The sequence below is a fragment of the Tissierella pigra genome (assembly GCF_009695605.1).
Classification (GTDB): Bacteria; Bacillota; Clostridia; order Tissierellales; family Tissierellaceae; genus Tissierella; species Tissierella pigra.
Genome location: NZ_VUNQ01000006.1, coordinates 1 through 23667, shown reverse-complemented (window position 1 = coordinate 23667; position 23667 = coordinate 1). Strand labels below are relative to the sequence as shown.

The following is a 23667-nucleotide window of genomic DNA, read 5'->3' as shown; positions in this document are numbered from 1 at the left end:
TATTCTAGCTTAGAAAGATTAGATATACAAAAATAACTTAAAATATTACGAATTATAGAGATTATATGATATAATACTCTTCTCATATAATAGAGCCATATATTTATTAATATCATGGGCTTTATTTTTTTCTATATATTATATAGAATTAGTGTACCGTCATTTCACCGCTTAACGGCTTATTTTAAATTTATAATTTTATATTGGAGGTGTCTTATGCAAGCTAAAAATCACCCAGAATTTAATATGGAAGACAAATATTTAAAGGATACTTGTGAACTTATAGACAGTGAAATAATTTACCTTGCTGATGAAGTGGAAAAGGCTGATGAGGAATTATTAAAACTTAAAAGGTCTGTAGGTGGTAACTATAGTGATGATGTAATTGTAAAAAATACGATCTATGAAGCAAATAAGAGAAAACTTAATCAACTGAGAAGTGTAGATGATAAACCTTATTTTGGAAGAATTGATTTTAAAGAGCTTGGAAAAGATGAACATGAAACTTTTTATGTAGGAAAAACAAGTTTAACTAAAAAAGATACTAACAAAATGCTTATTATAGACTGGAGAACCCCTATGGCAAGTTTATATTATAGCGGAGAAATAGGAGAAGTAATGTATAAAGCACCTGAAGGGTTGATAATAGGGGATTTGGAGCTCAAAAGACAATATGAGATACAGAAAAAGGAGCTAATTAATATTTTCGATAAAGGGCTTACTCCTATGGATGAATATTTGCAAACAGCATTATGGGAAAAGAAAGATAATAGACTTAAGGATATTGTAAATACCATACAAGGTGAGCAAAATGATATTATAAGAGCTGATAAAGAAAAAGCCTTAATTGTTCAAGGAGTAGCAGGAAGTGGAAAGACTACCATTGTGCTCCATAGAATAGCATATCTTATGTATACCTATCAAGATATATTTGATGCAGAAAAGTTGTTGATTGTAGTACCTAACAACCTGTTTTTAAACTATATTTCTGATGTGCTGCCAGACTTAGGAGTTGAAGAAATAAAACAGTCCACCTTTGAAGATATTGTAATGTCTTTATTAGGTGAAGAATATAAACTTACAGATACAGAAACTAAGTTTTATCAGTTACTAGATTATAAGGGATTATCAGAAGAATATAGAAGAAATTTACAATTAACCTCATATTTTAAAGGCTCCATGACATTGAAAAACATAATAGATAAATATGTGGTAGATTTAACCTTAGATTTAGTTCCTCAAATTGATCTAAAGATAAATGATATTACTATATATTCCTATAATGAAGTACTAAAGATGTATGAAAAAGATTATAAATACCTTCCCGTTGTACCGCGTTCAAAGAGGATACAAAAATATATGGAAGCAAATATTTCAGAAAAAGTTAAAGTAATTCAAGATAAAGTAACTAAAAAATGTGATAGGAAAATACAAGAGATGAAGGATTCTGTAGATGATATAGAAACCATTAGAGGTAAAATTAGACGTATATATAATAAGAGAGATAGAATCAATCAAGAGTTGGAAGGTTCTATGTATAAGGCTGTAAAGGAATATTTTAATCAGTGGAAGAATCTTGATATTCTAACATTATATCAGAATTTACTTTCAGATTCTCAGAAATTGGAGAAATATAGTAATGGTGAAGTTGATAAAGATATATTAGATTTTATTAGCAATTACTCTAAAAAGATATTTGATAATGGAATGTTAGAAAGAGAGGATTTAGCTGCATTGTCATATCTTGATTTGAAGCTAGAAGGACTATCTTTAAAGAGTAAGTACAATCATATAATAGTAGATGAAGCACAGGACTATAGTGAGCTTCAAATGTATATATTAAGACAGCTTAGTAGTAATGATTCTTTTACAATAGTAGGTGATATTTCACAGGGAATACATTCATATAAGGGTATAGGTGACTGGAAGGAACTAATGGAAAATGTATTTAAAAGCTGTGATAAGGAACTATTAAAGTTAAAAAAATGTTATCGTTCAACTATGGAAATAATGAATTTTGCTAATGAAGTCATAAAGAAATGGAAAAAAGAAGAAATAACTCTTGCAGAGCCTGTACTAAGGTCTGGAGATAAACCCTTTATTTTGAGGAAAAATAATGACCAAGAGATTATTAAAGATATAAGTTCAAGATTAAAGGAATTAAAGAAAGAAGGACATAAGTCCATTGCCATAATATGTAAGACTACGGAAGAAAGTACAAAAGTATATGAAATTCTAAAGGATACTTTAATTGATGATATACATTTGATCACAGATAAGGATGTTTTCTATAATGGGGGAGTAGTAGTAATTCCTGCATATTTATCAAAAGGATTGGAATTTGATGTGGTTATGGTGTTTAACTGCTCCAATGATAATTATATTGATAATGAACTTCACATAAAATTACTATATGTTTCAATAACAAGACCTTTGCATAAGCTTTTTATATATTATAAAGATAAGCCATCTGTACTGTTAGATATTAATAGTGAATATTTTAATATCTTATAAAATTTGAACACTGATAACAGCATATTATTTTCTACAGTGTTTTTAGGATAAAATATAAATGACATGGTAATTTAAGTGATGAAGGATTAAAATTAAAATAAGCAATGGGAAAAACAAATTAACATAAGGAGTATTAAATGAATTGAAAAATAGGGAGATTTAAGCATGAGAATATGGACCATACAATCAATTGATGTTTGGAATAAGCTAAAAGAAGAAAAGATTGTTACCTGTGATGAGAAGTTAGCATTTTATTTAAAAGATGAAAATTATTCATTTTTGGAGCAATATAATTGGATTAGAGATAAAATGATAAATAGAATAGGCCATAGCTCTTATAAATCTAATATATATCCTATATGGGGATGGTATCTTTATAAAGGGCAACATAAGAAACCAGATTTAAGACACTCAGCTCACGGGCCATTAGGTGAACAAATGACTTGTATTGAATTAGAGATTCCAAATGAGAAAGTCTTATTAAGTGACTTTGAGTTATGGCATTATGTTTTGAACAATGGATATATAGGGAATAGTACGAATGAAGAAGAACTGGATTCTGAATGTGAATGGTTGGACTCATTACCAAAAGAAAAAAGACGAAATTTAATCGAAGAATCATGGGATAAAATATTCAACATAAAAGAACTGCTTAATAATGGAATTTACTCCTCGGGAGAATATATTCAAGGTACATTTTGGGAGTTGAGATTTGATGAAGTGAAAAAGGTACAAATATTTAAAGCAAGATAAAACTATGTAGTGTTGGAGAATTAATACAGAAGGGTTATTTTTTTCAATCTTGTGATACTAATGTTTGCCGTACAACTGATAAATTCGTTTCTTTTTATTTCTAAATAAATATTGATTGTATAAGTTAGCCTCCATAAAGGATGTTAATAACATTTCCATTAGTAAAGAGATAAAAAACCTTAGAATATTAATATCTTAAGGTTTTTCCTGTAAACAATAATCTATGAATGTGCAAATTGGCTGTTATAAAGTCTTTCATAATAGCCACCACTTTCTAATAATTGACTATGAGTTCCACTTTCTACAATATTACCATTATCCAAGACTAAAATTAAGTCCGCCTCTCGTATAGTTGAAAGCCTATGAGCTATAACAAAGCTTGTTCTACCTTCTACCATCTTCAAGAATGCTCTTTGTATATTGATTTCTGTTCTAGTATCTATGTTACTTGTGGCTTCATCTAAAATAAGCATTGGTGGATCAACAAGCATTACTCGAGCAATGGTGAGAAGTTGTTTTTGTCCTTGCGATAAATTTCCGCCATCATCAGAAATAAAAGTGTTATAACCATGAGGTAAACATTGTATGAAACTGTGAGCATCAGCAGCTTTGGCAGCTGCAATGATTTCTTCATCTGTGGCATCTGGCTTACCATAAGAGATATTATCTTGTATAGTACCTGAAAATAGCCATGTATCCTGAAGCACCATACCAAAATTGGATCGTAGACTGTCACGAGTGATGGTATTGATATCAATACCATCAATAGATATGGAGCCTTTATTAACATCATAGAATCTCATAAGTAAATTTACAAGAGTTGTCTTACCCGCACCAGTTTTACCTACTATGGCAATTCTAGTACCAGGTTTTACATTTAGGTTGAAATTTGTAATTAAAGGATTATCAGGATTATATGAAAAACTCACATTATTAAAGTCTATTTTACCTAGACTATGGTTAATATTAATAGCATCTATGGCATCAGGTCTTTCTGGAGGTAAATCAAGAATATGAAATATACGTTGTGCTGATGCAGCAGCAGCCTGTATTTGAGTAAATATTCCAGTTATCTCATTAAAAGGTTTTGCAAATAAGTTTGAGTAAATAAGAAAACTAGATATTTCTCCAACTGTGATTTTACCTAAAATAGCTAAGGTACTACCAATAATACCTATAATAGCATAGGTGATATTATTTACAAGTCGAGTAGTAGGTCCAGATAATGAACCATAAAATTGTGATTTTACTCCAGAATTATATAAGGTGTTGTTAATTTTTTTAAATTTCTCGAAAGAACGATCTTCATAATTAAAGGCAGTAACAATTTTTTGTCCACTAATAATTTCTTCCACATAGTCATTTAACTTTCCTAAGCTTTTTGCTTGGTTTCTAAACATTTGTTGTGAACGATTAGCAATAAATCGTGCTATTAAAAAGGAAGCAGGAGCAGAAAAAATCACTATTATTGTCATAATTGGACTTATATATAGCATAAATCCTATTGCACCTATGATAGTAACCATGGCTGTAAGCAATGTTGAAAGTCCATGAAGCATTCCATCTGAAACAGTATCTATATCATTTATAAAACGACTTATTGTGTCACCATGAGGGTGACTATCATAGAACTTAAGAGGCAGTATACTAATTTTATCAAAAAGTTGATGACGCATATCATTGACAGTTTTATATGAAATCCAATTTGTTAAATAGGTCAAGAGCCATGTAAATAGGTTACCAAGACCATAGATCAATGCTAAAATGATTAAAGTTTTGAATAGTAATGTAAAATTTACAGCATCTACTCCAATCATATGGTCAATAGATTTACCTATGAGCATAGGACCGATTAAACTTGACACAACACTTAAAAAAGCGGCTATGAAGGAACCAAATACATAAACTTTGTAGTTTTCAATATATTTTAAAGTTCTTTTTAATATATTCTTATTCATATGGAAGCCTCCTCATTTGAAAATTGTGATAGACATATTTCTTTATACACTTTACAATTATCCATAAGTTCTTTATGTGTACCAGTGCCTACAATATGTTTGTTATCAAGTACAATAATTTTATCCACTTCTTTTATGGTGTTAACTCTTTGAGACACTATTATTACAGTCATGTTTTTACTAATATCATTAATTGCTTTCCTTAGTGCTGCATCTGTGGCAAAGTCTAATGCACTTGCAGAATCATCAAGTATCAAAATATCAGGTTTTGAAACTACTGCACGAGCAATGGTTAGACGTTGTTTTTGTCCACCAGAAAAATTTAATCCACCACGTGATACCTGTGTGTTATATCCATCAGGAAGCTTTGAAATAAATTCATCAGCCTGTGCAATTTTAGCTGCTATTATAATCTCTTCATCTGTGGCATTTTGTTTGCCCCAACGAATGTTTTCTGCTATAGTTCCTGTGAATAGCACAGCATTTTGTGGTACAATACCAATTTTATTACGGAGTTCATTGAGCTTATAATCTTTGACATTTATCCCGTCTACAAATATATTACCTTTTGTGGCATCATAAAATCTTGGAATAAGGTTTGTAAATGTAGATTTTCCCGATCCAGTACTACCTATAAGTCCAATGGTTTCTCCAGGATGAATAGTTATTGAAATATTTTCAAGGGCCATATCACCTGTATTATTATAAGCAAAGGAAACATCAGTAAACTGAATTGATGGAGTGTTATTATTTACAATATTGGTAAGAAACTCTGTATTGTCCTTAATTGATGTAGTAATGGCTAACAATTCATTTATACGGTCGGCAGAAGCAGATGCTCTAGTAAATATAATTACAAGATTTGACACCACCATAAGTGCAAGTAGTATTTGAGTAATATAATTGACAAATGCAATAATTTCTCCGTGGGAAAGCCTTCCTGTATTAACATGGAACCCAGCCACCCATAATATAGCTATGATAGCAACATTCATTACAAATGAAGTCATAGGATTAAGTAATGCAGATATTTTACCAACATTAATGGCAGACTCAGTTAAATCATCATTTGCGGCATAAAATCGTTGTTTTTCGTTTTTAGTTCTAGCAAATGCACGGATTACTCTTACTCCAGAAAGATTCTCACGCAATATTAGTCCCATTTTATCCAATTTTTTTTGATATTTACGATAAAGAGGTGAAGATTTGCTTATAACAAAATACAATATAATTGCAAAAATAGGTGTAACAGCTAAAAAAATCAATGATAATTTAAAGTCTAGTATCATGGCCATAATGATTGCACCTATACATATAAAAGGTGCACGTATAACTAGGCGTATAAGCATTGCAACTGCAAGTTGAAGTTGATTTACGTCATTTGTAATTCGATTTATTAGTGATGATGTACCAAAAGTATCTATTTCAGAATGAGAAAAAGAAGATATATGTTTAAAAAGGGTATTTCTTAAAGTCGTACCAAAACCTTGTGATGCACGTGCCGCATAATATTGACATATCATAGAACTACAAAATCCTAGTATTGCCATTAGGAGCATAAGTCCCCCCATTTTAAGTACATAATTTGTATCGTGATTAGCAACACCATTATTAATAATAAGTGCTATAATTGTAGGCAGTAGTAATTCAAGAATTGCCTCCAATAGTTTAAAAGCTGGCCCGATTATACATTCTTTTTTATATGGTTTTAAAAAGACTGCAAGTTTGAACAAATCTATCATCCTCCATCATAATATAATGATTAGAAATATTGCATATTTTCATATCTCAGACTATAATTGTATCATAAGGGTTTCCATATTTAAAATATCTATTTAATATATATAATATATTAAAATCATATATCATTTTGGAGGTTTTTTATGGATTTAAGACAATTAAAATATTTTCTTACAATTGCAGAGGAAGGTCAGATAACTTCAGCGGCTAAAAAACTTAATATGGCACAGCCTCCTCTAAGTCAACAACTCAAGCTGTTGGAAGAGGAGCTTGGTGTAAAGCTCGTGGAGCGAGGCTCACGACATGTGAAACTTACAGATGCAGGGAAAATCCTAATGAACAGAGCACGTCAAATCTTAGAATTGTCCAATTCAGTTGTAAGGGAAATTGATGACTTTAGTAAGGGATTAAAAGGAACATTATCAATAGGCACAGTTTCCTCCTCAGGCGAAACGCTTTTAAGCGGAAGAATATCAGAATTTCGCAGGGAACATTCTGGTATTAAGTTTGAAATATACGAGGGTAATACTTTTACGCTTATTGATCTTCTAAACAAAGGTATTATAGAAGTAGGTATTGCCAGAACTCCATTTAATGCTTTGAACTTTGAGTGTAAATATACAAAGGCTGAACCTATGATAGCTGCAATACCAAAGGAATGTCATTGGGATTCTACTGATTCTACTATATCAGTTAGTGAACTAAAAAATAAACCATTGATCATTTATAGAAGGTTTGAACACTTAATTTATGAAACCTGTATGGAGCATGGATTCGAGCCAGAAATATTTTGTAAAAATGATGATGCTCGAACCACCATTTTGTGGGCAAATGCAGGACTTGGAATAGCTATAGTTCCTAAGTCTGCATTTGAGCTTGCAGCTAATAGAAATCTTATCTACAAAGAGATAGAAAGTGAAAAGTTGAAAACTCAAATAGCTGCAATATGGGTGAAAGATAGATATATTTCTCCTATTGCATTAAAATTTATAGAAAGTTTTGGGAGTCCATAGGTGTTAAAAGTTTTAGAAATCTTATGTATATGTTTAATATTTTTAACTAGAATAATAAAGAAATAAGTTTTAAATCTAAAAGACTTACTTTTAAAAGTAAGTCTTTTTTTACTATTATAAGTTTCATAGGATAACAAATGTATTAGTTGCATTTAGGAATTTTAATTATATTTCTGTAATCGACTAAGAGAATTTTTCGCCCAAATTTTGATTTGCTAATTAAAGTAGGCAGATGCCTACAAATAATAGTTGACAATATTGAAATTTATATATTATGATATGAGTAGGCAATTGATTACTATGGAGGTGATAAATTGGATAACAGAGAAAAAACAAAACTTACAGATACAGAATGGAAAATAATGATGCTTTTATGGGAGAAAAATCCTTTAACCTGTAGACAGATGGAAGATGATTTAAAGGAGGAAACAGGTTGGTCAAGACATACAATTATTTCATTTCTAAAACGTATGCAGAAAAAGAACTATATTCGTATGGAAGAGGCAAACCCTGCAAGACTTTATTACCCTTTGCTAAATAAAGATGAAACCGTATTACAGGAAACACGTTCATTTGTAGAAAAAATATTTCATGGAAAAATGGGGTTACTTGTTTCCTCATTAGTAGATAGTGAGGATATTACAAAAGACGAAATTAATTCCATGTTACAATCTCTTAAAAAGGCGTTAATTGAAAAGGAGGATCAAAATGAATGAAGTTTTGAACTTCTTAATACATAATTCAATCCTTGCATCTTTGTTGATACTACTTATTTTTATGCTTCGATTTATTTTTAAAGATAAGATAAATCCAAGAATACAATATGCTTTATGGATGATCATTGCATTAAGATTGATTATTCCTTTAAATCTTCAATGGGAGATTGAAGTCAAGAATATTTTTCCGCAAATTCAAGCTTTAGACTTTAGACTCGATAATGATTTGGATTTATATGAGAGTAATATATATCAACATTTAGTTAATGAAGATACTACCAGTTATACACGAATATGGAATAATGGATCAGGGGATAATTATGATGGTTTATTTGATATTTTATCTATAGTATGGATTTTAGGAGTTATTTATATATTAGCTGTTTTTGGGATACGCAATGTTTTTTTTCAAAGGAAAATTCTGAAGAGTGCGACATTCTATGATTTTCATGATTATGATGAAGTTGCTGAGATGGCAGGATTGAAACATAATATTCCAGTATATATTTCTCAAAATCTAAAATCTCCTTGTCTAATTGGAATATTTAATCCAAGTATCATTCTAACAGAAAATATCATTCATGATACTAAAGCAATTAAATTTGCACTTATACATGAAATGGTTCATTACAGGCAAAGGGACAACTTTATTCGTCTACTGGGAAATATTCTTTGTGCTTTATATTGGTTCAATCCCCTCATCTGGCTATCCGTAAAGGTGTCAAGGAATGACGCTGAACTATCTTGCGACAGCAGAGTTATTGAAAAAATAGGCTCAAGTGAACATCTCAATTATTGTACTACGCTTCTATCCATAGCTGACAGTGGCAATCAAATAGTTGCTGCTATGTCAACAGGAGGCAGAAAAATGAAAAATCGTATTGAAATGATACTCAAGCCTCCACAAAAATCTAATATTGCTCTTATTGTAGCCATAATTTGTATCTCTTTTGGTGCAGTCTCATTTATCAATATAAATGTAAGAGCGGAGAATTCAAATATAATCGAGGGATTGACTGAATCTATTTCTCTTGGGAATATATATGAAGTTTATCAGCTTTTAACCTCACTTGAAAATCCCAATGACAATTATAAAATCAATACTATTATAATTGACAATAGAGGAAATAGAAAAGATCTGGATGATGTAGGACGAAGTCTGTATTTGGGATATGAATTTTCCAGAAGTGATAGTGTCTCAGGTCTTAAGGATGACCATGTGAAAAGAATAAACAAAAATGCTTTATATCTATTTTCTAACATAGTTGATTTAGAAAATATAACGATTTCTTATATTGATAAGCCTGCCAATTCAGCTATTAAAAATGAAAAAGCACCCATTTCTTATATTTATAAAAGAAGTGAAATTGAAGAACAATATGGTGACTTGTCCGTAGTTGGAATTGATATGGAAAGTTTAAATATTACTCCTAAAATTGATAATAGTTTTTGGCAAAGTATGGGCGGTAATAATGTGATTATCGTATATGGATATTCGGATTTTTTTTCTAGTTTAGGAATTGAAGAAAAGGAATACGAGAAAAATCCAGCAATAGTAAATAAGTTGTTTTCAAAATTAGGGGATTATAGTGACTCTTGGCAGAATAATGTAGGGACACTATATAAATTTTCTCCAAATCCCATATATAGTGAATGGGCAGATTTTATGATTACAATTGATGAACTTGGTAATCTTAAAAGTCATGGAGTTATTTTATCGGATTTAAATTGATAACAGGGGAGGAAAATTAAGATGAAAAGATTTATTTGTTTATTTATAGCAATATCAATTTTACTGGCAGGATGTGCTCCAGCTAAAACAACACAAACAGAAATATCAGAAATACCAGAACAACCAGATGAAATATTGGAAACTCTAGAAGAGTCAGAGGAATATAGGACGTTGCTATCGCCAGAAAATCAGTTGACCATTGTGAGAAAACCTAGTGCGGCAGATTATTCTTTTATTAATCCTGGAAAAATGAAAGAGTTACCAATTTATAATTCGGATTCAGATGAAATGTGGCAGATTGATTTGAGGAGCAGTGATTTAACAAAGCTTGATTTATCAGAAAGGCTGAACGATTTACTTAATGCTAATTTTGACAGTAAAACCCAATGGCCAAATAAATTACCTGAAGGATTTGATCCTGAGATGATAATGGAATTAGGGAAAAACCCTGGATTGGGAATAAGAGAACTCCATAAAAAAGGAATCACTGGAAAGGGAATTGGTATAGCAATAATTGACCAAGGTTTATTAGTGGATCATGTAGAGTATAAAGAGCAATTAAAATTGTATGAGGAAATTCACTGTATTGATGAAGTTGCAGCAATGCACGGACCAGCAGTTGCATCTATTGCTGTAGGTAAGACAGTTGGAGTAGCACCTGAAGCAGATCTTTATTATATTGCTGAAACACATGGAATTTTTGAAAATGGAGGATTTGAATGGGATCTTTCTTGGCTTGCAAAATCTATTGATCGTATTGTAGAGATTAATAAAATACTGCCTAAAGGGGAAAAAATCAGAGTTATATCAATTTCTTTAGGAGTAGGGGGAAACATGAATGGATATGAACAAGTATTTGACTCAATTAAGAAAGCGAAAGAGGAAGGAATTTATACTGTATATGTAGGAAGTAATCCATATTTTGGACTTGGACGTGACCCTTTAAAAAGCCCAGATGATATTAATTCGTTTACAAAAGGAGATTTTTGGAAGAAACAAATATATGAAAATGACCGACTTTTAGTTCCTATGGATTATAGATGTACTGCAAGCCCTACAGGTGTTGATGATTATGTCTTTTATAAAGAAGGCGGTATGAGTTGGACAGTACCTTATATTGCAGGATTATATGCACTTGCATGTCAAGTTAATCCTGATATTACACCTGAAGCTTTCTGGAGAGAAGCATTTAATGCAAGTGATATAATATCTGTTGATAACAATAGTCAAGAGAAACTTGGTAAAATAGTTAATCCAATAAAATTGATTGAAAAGATAGAGAATATAAAATAGTAATAGTGAAATCTATTAGATAAGAAACTTCAACTATTAGGTTAGCCTTGCTACAGCAACACAATAAATTCAATTATTAAGAAAGGGGTGTCTGTATGAAACGCATTACTGCCATAAAAATAATGGTTTCTTTGTTTGTTTTGATAATTATGCTAATGGGGTGTTCCGACAAAACCTTCCTGCAAAGTCTTGGGAAGATAGATGTATATTCTGCTTCCAATGAAAGTAGTGAAATAATTGAAATAGGTATACATAAGACTACAAAGCCTAATCCTGAAACGCATGGAACTTTAGATTCTTTTCCTGAAGCCCCAAATGACAACACTACCAGAATAGATGTTGGGAGCTATAATATAAGTAAGTTGGATATTTCCAAGTATGAAGATTTACTATATTATATTCGGTTTAACACAAAGACTATTTGGCCAGAAAAATTACCAGGAAATTTTGATCCAAATAAGATTATTGAATTAGGGAAAGATCCGGGACTTAATGTACGTGATTTACATGCTCAAGGAATAGATGGAAGAGGAATATCAATTGGGATTGTTGATGTGACATTATTTACAGGACACGACGAATATAGGGATAATCTTATATATTATGAAGATATTCCTAAGAGTGATGCAGAGTGGCATATGCATGGTGCAGCGGTGGCGTCCCTCGCAGTAGGGAAAACCACAGGAGTTGCTCCAGGTGCAAAGTTATATTTTATAGAAGCTTCATGGGATGATGAGAATGGTAAAGAAGGGGATATGACATACAGATATAATGCAGAAGGTATACACAGATTGTTGGATATAAACAAGCAATTACCGAATAAAGAAAAAATAAAGGTAATTTCTATTTCTGCTAATCCTAGTCCAGATTATGGTGTCAGCAACTATGCAGACTATGAAAAAGCTTTGAATAGGGCGAAAGAAGAAGGAGTATTTATTATGGCAGTCTCATCTGATGTGGATTATGGTTTTCGCTTTGGTGGACTTAGTAGAGAACCTCTTGGTGATCCGAACGATCTTAATTCATATTATGCTACTGATCTGAATGAATGGAAGGATGAGGGGCGTATTTTCTTCCCAATGGGTTCCCGTGCCTTTGCTAGCTATGCAGGTGAGAATGATTACACATGGATGCGATCAGGGGGAGCAAGCTGGACAGCACCATATATTGCAGGACTTTATGCTATGGCTTTGCAGGTTAACCCTGAAATTACTCCAGATTTATTTTGGAGTTCAGTTGAAGAAACTGCTGATGTTAAAATGGACTCTGTTTATAATAAAAATATTTTAATTGCTAATCCTGTTAACTTAATTACCAAACTAGCTGAAAAATAATGTTTCGCATTATATCTTATATCTCTCTAAGGATACAGAATTTAAGGATCTTATATTAAAGCCAATGGCCTTTACTTTGTCAACTCCCATGCTTTTATAAGGATTATCTGAAAGTTATATTAGGATGATTACTGGTTAAATATAAAACCCTCAGAATGCTAATAAATTTGGCATTATGGGGGCTTTATATTTTTTTCTCAAATCTAGTATCATCAATATCAAAATATTATAGTTTATATTAAATACATAAATATTGTATAAAAATTATTGACATTTACAATAGGGTGATATATCCTATAATAGAGTTATATATAGAATAATACTATTATATTCAAAATGAAATGGTGATATTAATCAAGTGATTTTAGATAATATTGAATGGAAAGGAGTATATTATGAAAAACCAAAGATATGGAATGATATTTGAAACTTCGAAGAAAAACAATTATTTTTATGATTCAGGAACTGGAAAAGTAGTAGGCTGTGATTTAAAAGAAATAAAATTAATTCATAGAATTCTTAATAATAAACTTTCACTAGAAAGGGCTTGTAAAGAAAATAAAACATTTAAAGAATTTATTGAAAAAGAAAACTTGTTTAAATATCCTGAAAGAATACCTTTTTCTATTCCAACAGTTAAAGAGTTGGAAAAGAGCTTAAATGGACAATGTACACAAATAATTATAGAATTAACGGAGGAATGTAATTTAAGATGTGGATATTGTATATATAACGAACACCATCCTAAATATAGAAGTTTTGGAAATAAAAGTATGCCTTTTGAAATTGCAAAAAAAACATTAGATATTGTTTTAAAAGATTATAAAAGAGATAGATTCTTTTTGACATTTTATGGTGGAGAACCATTAGCAAATTTTGATTTAATGAAAAAATGTATAGAGTATGTTAGGAATAATTATAAAAATATAAATCTAGGTGTTTCATTTACAACAAATTTAACTTTATTAACTTTAGACATGATAAATTATTTCAATACTCTACATAGCGATAACATTAGTGTTAATATTATGTGTAGTATAGATGGTCCTATGGCTATACATAATAGATTTAGAAGGTTTAAAAATGGAAAGGGATCATTTGAAATAGTAATAGAAAAGTTTAATCTATTGATGGATAATTTTTATGAAAAAAATAATGGAAATAAAAATATATCTATTAATTGTGTTATTACACCTCCCTGTAGTGAAGAAAAAATTACACTAATAAAAAAATATTTTGAAAAAGAACTAAATTTACCTAATGATGTTAAGTTTGATCTAGGATATGTTGACGAAGGAGATATGGTTTTTGACTATAATGAAAACAAGAAAATAAATGGAGAAGAAGAGAATAATTTAAAGTCAGTAAATATAACAAATTGGGTGACAAATACTGTTATTAAAGACAATGAATCTTCTATTAAAAGAAGTGATCTTAATTTACTTTTAACGTCAATACAATCAGTATCACATAGAGAGGTTTTAAATAAAGGTGTGTTTAAAGAAAAATTTTTACATGGGAATTGTGTTCCTGGACAAAGAAGACTTTATGTAACAGTAGATGGTGAATTTAAGCCTTGCGAACGTATTGGAAATTGTCCATCTATTGGAAATTATAAAGATGGAATTAATATAGAAGATATTTTGAAATATTATTTTAAAGAGTATATAGAGTATTATGAAGATAAGTGTAGTAAATGTTGGGCTCAGGGGTTATGTAATATTTGTTATTCAAGAAATATGGGGGAAAATGGAATTGATGAAGAAGAAGGATTGTGTGAAGAAACTAAAAAAGAAATAAAAATGAAATTTATAAACTATTATAATCTATTAGAAAATAAAAAATCTGCATTGAAGGAAGTAGTAAATGAAATAATAGTATAGCAAATCTAAAAGAAAGAGGTTAAAGAATGGATTTAAAAAGTAACGATTCAATAAAGAATATAAATAAGTTTTTAAATCTATTAAGTTTGATTTTTCTTGCGTTTATAATTCTTATATTCTTTTTTCAATTTGATATAGTAAGAGGAAATTACATAAAAGATATTCCAAATATTATTAAATATAATAGCTTTCGATTTAACATATCTAATATATATTCTAATGCAATTTTTTATGGAGTAAATATAAAATTTATTATATACCTTATAATATTTAATATCTTTATATTTATCCCCATAGGATGTATTTTAAATATACAAAATATATCTAAGAAAAAGTCTATAATTATATTTTTAATAATATCAATACTTTATGAACTTATAAAATCATTATTACATATCAGCCAACTAGGAATGGATATGGTATTTTTACATTTTATAGGATTATATCTGGGACATGTAGTGACAAGATTCTATGTATACAAAGCAAAAGATAGATTTTTGAAAAAGGGAATATTATTAATCATTTTCTTTTTCATTTTTACGTTGATTTCTCAATTTAGAATTATATATGAATTTTTTTTTATTGACCTAAATAGTACAACTGAGCAAAATTTTATTGAGGAGGTAAGATTAGAAAAACTTTATGATCCGTATGAAAAGTATCTTTATGATTCATACAAAAAATATTTAGAAAGTATAACAGACAATAAACAGATTAAAGGAGATCTTAAAGGCCTTCTATTCAAAGATAATTACTTATTTGTTAATATCTCTGATGAAATTCATAAGTTTAAAATTGATGGAGAAAGCAAAATTATTGATAAACAAGTTTTAGATTATGATCATCATAAAATATATGTACATCCTAGATTAAATGATATATTTAAAGATAATTTAGATGATAAAAATATCTGTAAAATTAATGAAAGATTAGCAACCCTTATAAGTTCTGGAGCTGAAGTTAATGTTATTTTTGATGAAAACAATATATTGAAGTTTTTATGTATATCCAGTGAACTCTACAAAAATGGGGTGAATAAATTTTGATGAAAATTAAAAATAAAATAGTAAATAATAATGGGGAGAAATTACTAAGTTCTAATGAACTCAAAACAATAGCGATTATTTGTATGATTATTCAACATGCTATGTATAGTGGTTTGATTAAAAACTATTATAAATTACCAGAAATTATTGGAACTATAACAATGCCTTTAATTACTTTCTTACTAGTTGAAGGATACATTCATACCAAGAATATATATAAATATTTTCTTCGTTTAGTAATAGCTATGCTTATTTCTGAATTTCCGTATAGATTAATATTTCCTATAATGCCTCAAGAAAGATTTTATTTTGGAAATATAATGGCCACACTTGCATTAACACTTGTTGCGGTATATTTATTCGATACAGTTAAAAATAATTTGTTTTTAATTGGATTTTCATTTACTTTAATAATCATTTTAACAAATATATTGTCAACAGATTATGGTTTTTTTCCTATAATTTTAGCCTTTAATTTTTTCTTTTTTAGAGATAATCCTGCTATAAAACTTATAATATGTTATTTGATTTACATAACTAGATATTCTAATTTTTTAATAGGACTGATAATAATATTGTTAATAGGAATGTTTAATAATAATCTTACAAATAAAGAAAACTTGGCTTTAAAACAAAAAGAAGTTTTTAAATATAGCTATTACTTAATCTATCCATTACATTTTATTGTTTTAAAAATAATCAAATTGATTATATGAAGTGGAAATGAATAAAAATAATTTAGATAAAAACTCAAATAGATATATAAATTTTATTTGGTGAGTTTTACAACTATATAAGTTCAATTATAATAGCGATAATAATGGATAAATGATGCTAGCTCATTTATATCCTTATTATAAATTAAACTTAAAACAGGGGGGAAAAAAGTGAGAATTATTGACGACTTTTCAAACAATGGTAATATTACACCTAATGCAGGATGCATATGTAATGGACAACTGGATAATCAAGCTGATACAAAAGGTTGGTGGGATCCAATTATTCGCTGTAAAGCTTCTTGTATAGGTAAAGAGAATCGTGATGGTAATAAAAATTGTGCTAAAGAAGAAACGAGGACAGCTTATTAGAAGGATAAAGTAAATATACCCTAGATTCATATTTGATTAAATATGAGTCTAGGGTATATTAATGCAAATTTTTATATTCCTATTAAACTTTAAATATTTCAATATACTGCTTATACCCACTGCCAGTCAGTTAACCACTCACCAGCAGTAAGTGACCATAAACGCTTTTGTTTTTTCCCATTAACTGTCCTATAATACCATCTTACTTTTTCATATTGAGGTTCAATAGACTCATCAAATACTTTTGAATATTCCATAAGAGTTTGAATACTTCCTTCACTAGCATAAATAGTATTACTAAAAATAAGTGTACTAAAAATCGTAATTAAAAGTAAAAGTATTTTCTTCTTTTTCATAAATTCACTCCTTATTTTTTATTTTTAATATATAACTATCTCTTTCATATATAAAATCATCTTCTTCTATAAAAATATAATCTTCCTTCGGATAATATATAGGTTTAAATGTAAAAATATATGATGACATAAAAATAGCGATAAATACGAAGCAAAATATTAAATTGTATTTTTTATTTTGTTGCTTATTATTATGATCTAAAACTAGATTAAATCTTTGTTTTAATTTATTATCATCATCATTATATAAAGCAGATACTTGTAAATTATTAATTAAAGCATTACTATTAATATATTTAGTATTTTTTATTATAGCAAGGATGCTTTCTAAATACTTAATACGTTCTTTATCTGTCATATATGATACAGTTCTAATATCGCATTGAATTTCTAATATATGATCTATATCTTTATTTAAAAGATAAATAAAGGGATTCCACCAGAATAATATTTTAAATAATAATATTATTATCTTTTTAAAATTATCCTTACCTTTTATATGATTTAATTCATGAATCAATATATTTCTTAATTTATTTTCCGAAAGTATTATATTAGGTAAGTAGATACTAAATTCAGTTATTCCCACTACAATTGGAATAGTTATTTCATTAGAACGATATAGATTTATATTTTTGTCTATATTCAATTCTTGCTTTATTTTTTCTAATAACTCTAAATCTTGAATGTAACTAAATTTAGATATATTTTTTAAATATATTTTAAATTTATAATATGTAAATATAGTCTTTAAACTTATAATACAACTACCTATTATCCAAATAAATAAAAAAAATGATAATAGAGTTAAATTTGAATCCACATATAGTGGCATTCTCAGCCAATCAATAATTTTAGGAAGGATAATTTTTGAATTAATATTAATAGAATTTTTAAATTCAAAATTAAATAAAGTCCTAAATATAATTAAAATAATAAAAACTATTAGGGAAGTAACATTAAAGTGTTTAATAAATTTGTTTTTATTTTTTAATAATGAAAGAAATAATATGAGAATATTTATTAAACATATAGACATTATTAAAGAAAAAAAAGAAAATTTCAAATTTATCAATCCTCTTTGTATTTTTTAATTAAGTTTTCTAATTCTTCTAAAGTATCATTTTCAATATTTTGAGATTCAATTAAAGCCGAAAAGAAATTTGTTAATGCTGATTTACTAGGTTTAAATTCTTTGAAAGAGTTTTTTAATTGCATTATTTCATATTCGTCTTTTGTCAATGTTGGCTTATAAGTCCTTCCATAACTTTTTCCTGTTCTTACAATATCATCTATTTTAATAGCATCTTTTTCTAAAAGTTGATTTAATAAAATATGAATAGAACTTTCTTTCCAAGTTTTATTGGATGTTAAATCTATTATTTCAGAACGTGTTAATGATTTATTCTCTCTCCATAATGTTTCTAGAATTTGTTCTTCGTTATTAGAAAGTTTAAAATTAATTTTTGACATTTTTTATTCTCCTTTTAATTCATTAATAATAGGGTTATATTATATAATATACTATCATGTATAAGATAGCAATATATAAAATGTATGAATAGTGAATTTTGTTATTAAAAAACAAATAAAGTAAAATTAATAGTAAGCTGTCAAGTATATAATAAAAATAATAAAAAACTTTTATATTAGGATTGCTTCAAAAACTAAGCAATCTTTTTTATTTATATTGACAATACATAGATAATCATCTATATTAATATATAGATGATTATCTATGTAGGAGGTGAAGGATGAATGAATAATTATGATAAAAATGCAAAAATACTAAAGGCTGTTGCTGATTCAAACAGATTAAAGATAATTGATATATTATCATGTGGTGAACTATGTGCCTGTGATATACTGGAGAATTTTGATTTTACACAACCAACACTTTCACATCATATGAAGGTTTTGGCTGATGTTGGTTTGGTTAAGGTAAGAAAGGATGGGATTTGGAACTATTATTCATTAGATATGATTAAGTGTAATAATATAGTTAAATTTTTAAATGATGTATTTCATGAATCTGAAAACTGCATTTGTAAAGTAATTGATAATAAAGAGTGTAAATGTTAATAGGAGGAGATTCAATTGAAGAAAATGGAAATATTTGATCCGGCTATGTGTTGTTCTACTGGAGTTTGTGGACCCTCTGTAGATAAAAATTTATTAAGAGTTGCTACGCTCTTAAATAGATTGGAGAAAAAAGGTGTAAAAGTAGAAAGACATAATCTAACTAGTGACCCAAAATCATACGTGGATAACAGTATTGTAAATAAATTGCTGCTTGACAACGGAGTCGATATTTTGCCTATAACCATGGTTGATGGAGAGGTGGTTAAAACAAAGGAATATCCAACTAATGAGGAGTTTGTAAGTTTACTTGAAATACCTGAGGAGTATATTATGTCTGAATTAGGTGCTAGAAAGGCTAGACACGAAAAACAATAATGTTATACAGAGTGGATATTATTAATATAGGTGAGGAGGAGATAAGATGTTCAAGGATTTTAATGTAAAAGATATGGATTTAACAAAATATTTATTTTTTACTGGAAAAGGTGGAGTTGGGAAAACCTCTACAGCCTGTGCTATAGCTGTTAGTCTAGCAGATAAAGGCAAGAAGATTATGCTTATAAGCACTGATCCAGCTTCAAATTTACAGGATGTATTTGACACAGAGCTTAACAACAAAGGAGTTCCTATAAAGGACGTACCAAACCTAGTAGTTGCAAACTTTGATCCTGAGGAAGCAGCGGCAGAATATAGAGAAAGCGTAATAGCACCATATAGGGGAAAACTTCCAGAAGTTGTTATTCAAAACATGGAGGAACAGCTTTCAGGGTCCTGTACAGTTGAAATAGCTGCCTTTAATGAGTTCTCAGGATTTATAACAGACAAAAAAGCTACAGAGGAATATGATCATATAATATTTGATACTGCCCCTACAGGTCATACCCTAAGAATGCTTCAATTACCATCTGCTTGGACTAATTTTATAAGCGAAAGCACTCATGGAGCATCATGTCTTGGTCAATTATCAGGGCTAGAGGAAAAAAAGGATATATATAAAAATGCAGTAGAAAACTTAGCAGATAAGGAAAAGACTACTCTTGTACTTGTTTCTCGACCTGAAGTATCAGCACTAAAAGAGGCTGATAGAGCATCAAAGGAGCTACAGGATATTGGAGTAAGTAATCAGCTTTTAGTAATAAACGGAGTATTAAAAGAGCATGATGATGAGCTTTCAAACGAAATTTTTAATAAGCAACAAGATGTGCTGAGGGATATACCAGAAGGACTAAGGAATTTAGAAATATTTGAAATACCACTAAGACCATATAATATTACAGGAATTGAAAATATTAGAGCATTTTTTAATAGTGGAGATATAAAATATTCAGATGAAGAATTAAAACCAGAAGTAATCCCCACTTTAAGTAATGTTATAGATGATTTATATAATTCAAATAAAAAGGTAATTTTTACAATGGGTAAAGGTGGCGTAGGAAAAACCACTATAGCTGCTACAATTGCTAGCGAACTAGCTAAGAGAGGAAAGAAAGTGCATCTAACAACTACTGATCCAGCAGCCCATATAGGCTATGTAATAGATGAAAGCTTTGGAATTACTATAAGTAATATAGATGAAAAAAATGAATTGAAAAAATACCAAGAAGAAGTATTGAGCAAAGCTAGAGAAACAATGAGTGATGAAGATATTGCCTATGTAGAAGAAGATTTAAGATCACCATGTACCCAAGAGATAGCTGTGTTTAGAGCATTTGCGGAAATAGTAGAGCGCTCAGAAGATGAGGTTGTGGTCATCGACACAGCACCTACAGGTCATACTCTATTATTATTGGAATCAACCCAAAGCTATAACAAGGAAATAGCACGTACACAGGGTGATATTCCAGAATCAGTTAAAAATCTGTTACCTAAGCTAAAGAATGATAGTTTGACAGAGGTAATAATTATAACATTAGCTGAAGCAACTCCTTACTTTGAAGCTATGAGATTACAGGAGGACTTAAATAGAGCTGAAATATTTAGCAAGTGGTGGATAATCAACTCTAGTTTTTATGCTACTGACACAACAAACGAGATTTTAAAAGCAAAGGCAAGTAATGAAATACAATGGATAAATAAGGTGAATGAAATCTCTAAAGGAAACTTTGCAGTAGTTAAGTGGACCCCAGAGGAACTAAAGGGAGAAAATCTAAGTAAGCTCTTAAAATAGAGCTTACTTAGCAAAGTTAAATAATTTTAAATGAAAGGTGGAATATTTATGACAAAGGAGAAACTATCACCAGGAATTAGTTTCTTTGAAAAATACCTTACTATATGGGTAGCTATATGTATGATAATTGGAGTGTTAATAGGAGTCTATCTGCCAGGTATTCCCGAATTTTTAAATAAATTTGAGTATTATAATGTATCAGTTCCTGTAGCAATATTAATATGGCTGATGATATATCCAATGATGTTAAAAGTTGACTTTAATAGTGTAAAGAAAGTGAGGGAAAACCCGAGAGGACTTATAGTTACTTGGGTTACAAATTGGTTGATTAAGCCATTTACCATGTATGGTCTGGCATATTTTTTCTTTTTTATATTATTCAAAAATATGATTTCTCCTAATCTAGCTAAAGATTATCTAGCGGGAGCAGTGCTTTTGGGAGCAGCTCCATGTACAGCCATGGTATTTGTTTGGAGTCACTTAACAAAGGGAAATCCTGCCTATACCCTTGTACAAGTTGCGACAAATGATCTTATTATTTTAATAGCATTTGTTCCAATAGTAGCGTTTTTATTAGGTATAAGTGGATTTACAATTCCTTGGGGTACTCTTTTTTTATCTGTAGTATTATTCGTAGTAGTTCCTTTAATTGCAGGAATTTTCTCAAGGAACTTTATTACAAAGAAAAAAGGTGTAGAATACTTTGAAAAGGTGTATATACCTAAATTTAGTAGTGTTACGATTGTTGGATTATTATTAACATTGATAATTTTATTTTCATTCCAAGGTCAAACTATTATTGAAAATCCTTTAGATATATTGTTAATTGCAGTACCATTGACAATTCAAACATTCTTAATATTTTTTATAGCATATTTATGGTCAAAAGCATGGAAACTTCCATTTGATGTTGCAGCACCAGCAGGTATGATAGGTGCATCAAACTTCTTTGAGCTTGCAGTAGCTGTAGCAATATCATTATTTGGATTAAAATCAGGAGCTGCTTTAGCAACAGTAGTAGGTGTACTCACAGAAGTACCTATAATGTTGGCTCTTGTAAGTGTTGCCAATAGGACAAAGTATTGGTTTGCTAAACCAAATAATAACTAATTCTAGTTTTGAGGTATACCGAATTAAGGAAAGAATAGAAGATTTAATTAGGAGAGTAAAGAATAGAGAAATATGAAGATACTTTGGAACATTCCGTGTATTGTAGGTTATAAAATATATCTAACAGGGTATTTAAAAAAGTTTGCTCATTGATATTGCTCAAATTATTTATGATATGAGACAATACATTTGTGACAAGTAAATATGAAAAAAGGAAAGACCTCTGATATAATGTTGTTTACCATAACAAACAAAAATCGGAGGGATCTTTCCTTATGAAAACAATTATAACAGAAGAGATGAGATTTCGTCAAAGGGTAGTTAAATATGCAATTAAACATGATAATAATGCTAAAGCAGCTAGAAGATACCACACTAGCCGTCAGCAAGTCCAACGTTGGAGAAAAAGATATGATGGAGATGTAAGATCTTTGGCAAATAAAAGCAGAAGACCACAATTTCATCCTAACCAACATACTCAAGAAGAGTTGGACTTAATAAAGCATAAACATAGATACCATCAGCATGAAGGATATGCACAAGTGTATCGGAAGTTAAGGGATGCAGGGTATAAAAGAACTTATGACTCTATGTGTAGACAGCTAAGAAAAATGAAATTAAACGTAGCCAAGAAAAGAGCTAGTTATCCTAAATCTAATTATCGTAAAGATGCTACTACTTATCCTGGAGAAAGAGTGCAAATAGATGTAAAATATGTTCCAAATGAATGTATTGGTTTTGCAAGTAATCATAGTAGATACTACCAAATAACAGCTATTGATGAATATTCAAGAAAGAGATATTTAGAATTAGTTAATGAACTTAGCACATATAGTACATCTAACTTTTTAACACGATTAGAAGATAAATTAGGATTTAAAG

At 29.4% G+C, this 23667-nt stretch carries 21 protein-coding genes; 16 read left to right on the top strand and 5 right to left on the bottom strand.

Annotation, left to right across the window (positions count from 1 at the left end):
* The first annotated feature begins 216 nt into the window (after positions 1-216).
* Together helD and FYJ83_RS04115 are read left to right on the top strand one after the other, a co-directional pair.
* On the top strand, positions 217-2514 hold the full coding sequence (helD, locus tag FYJ83_RS04120; RefSeq protein WP_195837913.1) for an RNA polymerase recycling motor HelD: 2298 nt from the start codon (positions 217-219) through the stop codon (positions 2512-2514).
* A 165-nt stretch (positions 2515-2679) separates the two neighbouring features.
* Positions 2680-3267, top strand: a complete 588-nt coding sequence (locus tag FYJ83_RS04115; RefSeq protein ID WP_154439077.1) for a DUF3841 domain-containing protein — start codon at positions 2680-2682, stop codon at positions 3265-3267.
* A gap of 221 nt (positions 3268-3488) precedes the next feature.
* On the opposite strand, the gene FYJ83_RS04110 is transcribed toward FYJ83_RS04115, so the two are convergent.
* Positions 3489-5225 (bottom strand): ABC transporter ATP-binding protein, encoded by a 1737-nt coding sequence (locus tag FYJ83_RS04110; protein WP_154439076.1) that lies wholly within the window; start codon positions 5223-5225, stop codon positions 3489-3491.
* On the bottom strand, positions 5222-6958 hold the full coding sequence (locus FYJ83_RS04105) for an ABC transporter ATP-binding protein (protein WP_154439075.1): 1737 nt from the start codon (positions 6956-6958) through the stop codon (positions 5222-5224). Before FYJ83_RS04105 ends, FYJ83_RS04110 begins: the two co-directional genes overlap by 4 nt.
* A gap of 150 nt (positions 6959-7108) precedes the next feature.
* Between FYJ83_RS04105 and FYJ83_RS04100 the strand changes: the two genes are divergently transcribed.
* From FYJ83_RS04100 to FYJ83_RS04060, 9 genes are all read left to right on the top strand, one after another.
* Positions 7109-7978, top strand: a complete 870-nt coding sequence (locus FYJ83_RS04100) for a LysR family transcriptional regulator (RefSeq protein WP_154439074.1) — start codon at positions 7109-7111, stop codon at positions 7976-7978.
* Between the two features lie 314 nt (positions 7979-8292).
* Positions 8293-8694: a BlaI/MecI/CopY family transcriptional regulator gene (locus tag FYJ83_RS04095; RefSeq protein WP_154439073.1), complete on the top strand. Its 402-nt coding sequence runs from the start codon at positions 8293-8295 to the stop codon at positions 8692-8694.
* Positions 8687-10426 (top strand): M56 family metallopeptidase, encoded by a 1740-nt coding sequence (locus tag FYJ83_RS04090; protein WP_154439072.1) that lies wholly within the window; start codon positions 8687-8689, stop codon positions 10424-10426. The genes FYJ83_RS04095 and FYJ83_RS04090 overlap by 8 nt, the downstream gene beginning before the upstream one ends.
* A 21-nt stretch (positions 10427-10447) precedes the next feature.
* Positions 10448-11719 carry a S8/S53 family peptidase gene (locus tag FYJ83_RS19880; RefSeq protein ID WP_216585029.1) on the top strand — a complete coding sequence of 424 codons (1272 nt, stop codon included), beginning with the start codon at positions 10448-10450 and terminating at the stop codon, positions 11717-11719.
* Between the two features lie 95 nt (positions 11720-11814).
* Positions 11815-13053: a S8/S53 family peptidase gene (locus FYJ83_RS04080; RefSeq protein ID WP_154439071.1), complete on the top strand. Its 1239-nt coding sequence runs from the start codon at positions 11815-11817 to the stop codon at positions 13051-13053.
* 395 nt (positions 13054-13448) lie between these two features.
* Positions 13449-14936, top strand: coding sequence for a radical SAM protein (locus FYJ83_RS04075; RefSeq protein ID WP_154439070.1), 1488 nt, complete (start codon positions 13449-13451; stop codon positions 14934-14936).
* 26 nt (positions 14937-14962) lie between these two features.
* Complete coding sequence (locus FYJ83_RS04070) at positions 14963-15982, top strand: hypothetical protein (protein WP_154439069.1); 1020 nt, start codon at positions 14963-14965, stop codon at positions 15980-15982.
* Complete coding sequence (locus FYJ83_RS04065; protein WP_229768486.1) at positions 15982-16698, top strand: TraX family protein; 717 nt, start codon at positions 15982-15984, stop codon at positions 16696-16698. Before FYJ83_RS04070 ends, FYJ83_RS04065 begins: the two co-directional genes overlap by 1 nt.
* Positions 16699-16869: 171 nt before the next feature.
* Positions 16870-17070: a hypothetical protein gene (locus FYJ83_RS04060; RefSeq protein ID WP_154439067.1), complete on the top strand. Its 201-nt coding sequence runs from the start codon at positions 16870-16872 to the stop codon at positions 17068-17070.
* Between the two features lie 110 nt (positions 17071-17180).
* On the opposite strand, the gene FYJ83_RS04055 is transcribed toward FYJ83_RS04060, so the two are convergent.
* Genes FYJ83_RS04055 through FYJ83_RS04045 form a run of 3 tightly spaced genes read right to left on the bottom strand, consistent with a single transcriptional unit; the run spans position 17181 to position 18899 of the window.
* A complete protein-coding gene (locus tag FYJ83_RS04055) occupies positions 17181-17426 on the bottom strand; it encodes a hypothetical protein (RefSeq protein WP_154439066.1) in 246 nt (81 codons plus the stop codon).
* Positions 17427-17430: 4 nt separating this feature from the next.
* The gene (locus tag FYJ83_RS04050) at positions 17431-18465 is read right to left on the bottom strand and encodes a M56 family metallopeptidase (RefSeq protein WP_229768485.1); all 1035 of its coding nucleotides are present in this window, start codon (positions 18463-18465) and stop codon (positions 17431-17433) included.
* 32 nt (positions 18466-18497) lie between these two features.
* Positions 18498-18899, bottom strand: a complete 402-nt coding sequence (locus FYJ83_RS04045; RefSeq protein ID WP_154439064.1) for a BlaI/MecI/CopY family transcriptional regulator — start codon at positions 18897-18899, stop codon at positions 18498-18500.
* A 285-nt stretch (positions 18900-19184) separates the two neighbouring features.
* On the opposite strand from FYJ83_RS04045, the gene FYJ83_RS04040 reads away from it, so the two are divergent.
* From FYJ83_RS04040 to FYJ83_RS04020, 5 genes are all read left to right on the top strand, one after another.
* A complete protein-coding gene (locus FYJ83_RS04040) occupies positions 19185-19508 on the top strand; it encodes an ArsR/SmtB family transcription factor (protein WP_154439063.1) in 324 nt (107 codons plus the stop codon).
* Positions 19509-19532: 24 nt separating this feature from the next.
* The gene (gene arsD, locus FYJ83_RS04035; RefSeq protein ID WP_229768484.1) at positions 19533-19883 is read left to right on the top strand and encodes an arsenite efflux transporter metallochaperone ArsD; all 351 of its coding nucleotides are present in this window, start codon (positions 19533-19535) and stop codon (positions 19881-19883) included.
* A 46-nt stretch (positions 19884-19929) separates the two neighbouring features.
* Positions 19930-21675, top strand: a complete 1746-nt coding sequence (gene arsA, locus FYJ83_RS04030; RefSeq protein WP_154439061.1) for an arsenical pump-driving ATPase — start codon at positions 19930-19932, stop codon at positions 21673-21675.
* A gap of 48 nt (positions 21676-21723) precedes the next feature.
* Positions 21724-22785 carry an ACR3 family arsenite efflux transporter gene (gene arsB / locus FYJ83_RS04025; protein ID WP_154439060.1) on the top strand — a complete coding sequence of 354 codons (1062 nt, stop codon included), beginning with the start codon at positions 21724-21726 and terminating at the stop codon, positions 22783-22785.
* Between the two features lie 275 nt (positions 22786-23060).
* The coding region (locus FYJ83_RS04020; protein ID WP_154439059.1) for a helix-turn-helix domain-containing protein at positions 23061-23667 on the top strand (607 nt) is incomplete at its 3' end.

Excerpts from the sequence above, each read along its gene's own strand:
- helD (WP_195837913.1), top strand. The coding sequence starts at position 217 with ATGCAAGCTAAAAATCACCCAGAATTTAATATGGAAGACAAATATTTA.
- FYJ83_RS04115 (WP_154439077.1), top strand. The coding sequence starts at position 2,680 with ATGAGAATATGGACCATACAATCAATTGATGTTTGGAATAAGCTAAAA.
- FYJ83_RS04110 (WP_154439076.1), bottom strand. The coding sequence starts at position 5,225 with ATGAATAAGAATATATTAAAAAGAACTTTAAAATATATTGAAAACTAC.
- FYJ83_RS04100 (WP_154439074.1), top strand. The coding sequence starts at position 7,109 with ATGGATTTAAGACAATTAAAATATTTTCTTACAATTGCAGAGGAAGGT.
- FYJ83_RS04090 (WP_154439072.1), top strand. The coding sequence starts at position 8,687 with ATGAATGAAGTTTTGAACTTCTTAATACATAATTCAATCCTTGCATCT.
- FYJ83_RS19880 (WP_216585029.1), top strand. The coding sequence starts at position 10,448 with ATGAAAAGATTTATTTGTTTATTTATAGCAATATCAATTTTACTGGCA.
- FYJ83_RS04080 (WP_154439071.1), top strand. The coding sequence starts at position 11,815 with ATGAAACGCATTACTGCCATAAAAATAATGGTTTCTTTGTTTGTTTTG.
- FYJ83_RS04075 (WP_154439070.1), top strand. The coding sequence starts at position 13,449 with ATGAAAAACCAAAGATATGGAATGATATTTGAAACTTCGAAGAAAAAC.
- FYJ83_RS04070 (WP_154439069.1), top strand. The coding sequence starts at position 14,963 with ATGGATTTAAAAAGTAACGATTCAATAAAGAATATAAATAAGTTTTTA.
- FYJ83_RS04065 (WP_229768486.1), top strand. The coding sequence starts at position 15,982 with ATGAAAATTAAAAATAAAATAGTAAATAATAATGGGGAGAAATTACTA.
- FYJ83_RS04055 (WP_154439066.1), bottom strand. The coding sequence starts at position 17,426 with ATGAAAAAGAAGAAAATACTTTTACTTTTAATTACGATTTTTAGTACA.
- FYJ83_RS04050 (WP_229768485.1), bottom strand. The coding sequence starts at position 18,465 with ATGTCTATATGTTTAATAAATATTCTCATATTATTTCTTTCATTATTA.
- FYJ83_RS04045 (WP_154439064.1), bottom strand. The coding sequence starts at position 18,899 with ATGTCAAAAATTAATTTTAAACTTTCTAATAACGAAGAACAAATTCTA.
- FYJ83_RS04040 (WP_154439063.1), top strand. The coding sequence starts at position 19,185 with ATGAATAATTATGATAAAAATGCAAAAATACTAAAGGCTGTTGCTGAT.
- arsD (WP_229768484.1), top strand. The coding sequence starts at position 19,533 with ATGGAAATATTTGATCCGGCTATGTGTTGTTCTACTGGAGTTTGTGGA.
- arsA (WP_154439061.1), top strand. The coding sequence starts at position 19,930 with ATGTTCAAGGATTTTAATGTAAAAGATATGGATTTAACAAAATATTTA.
- arsB (WP_154439060.1), top strand. The coding sequence starts at position 21,724 with ATGACAAAGGAGAAACTATCACCAGGAATTAGTTTCTTTGAAAAATAC.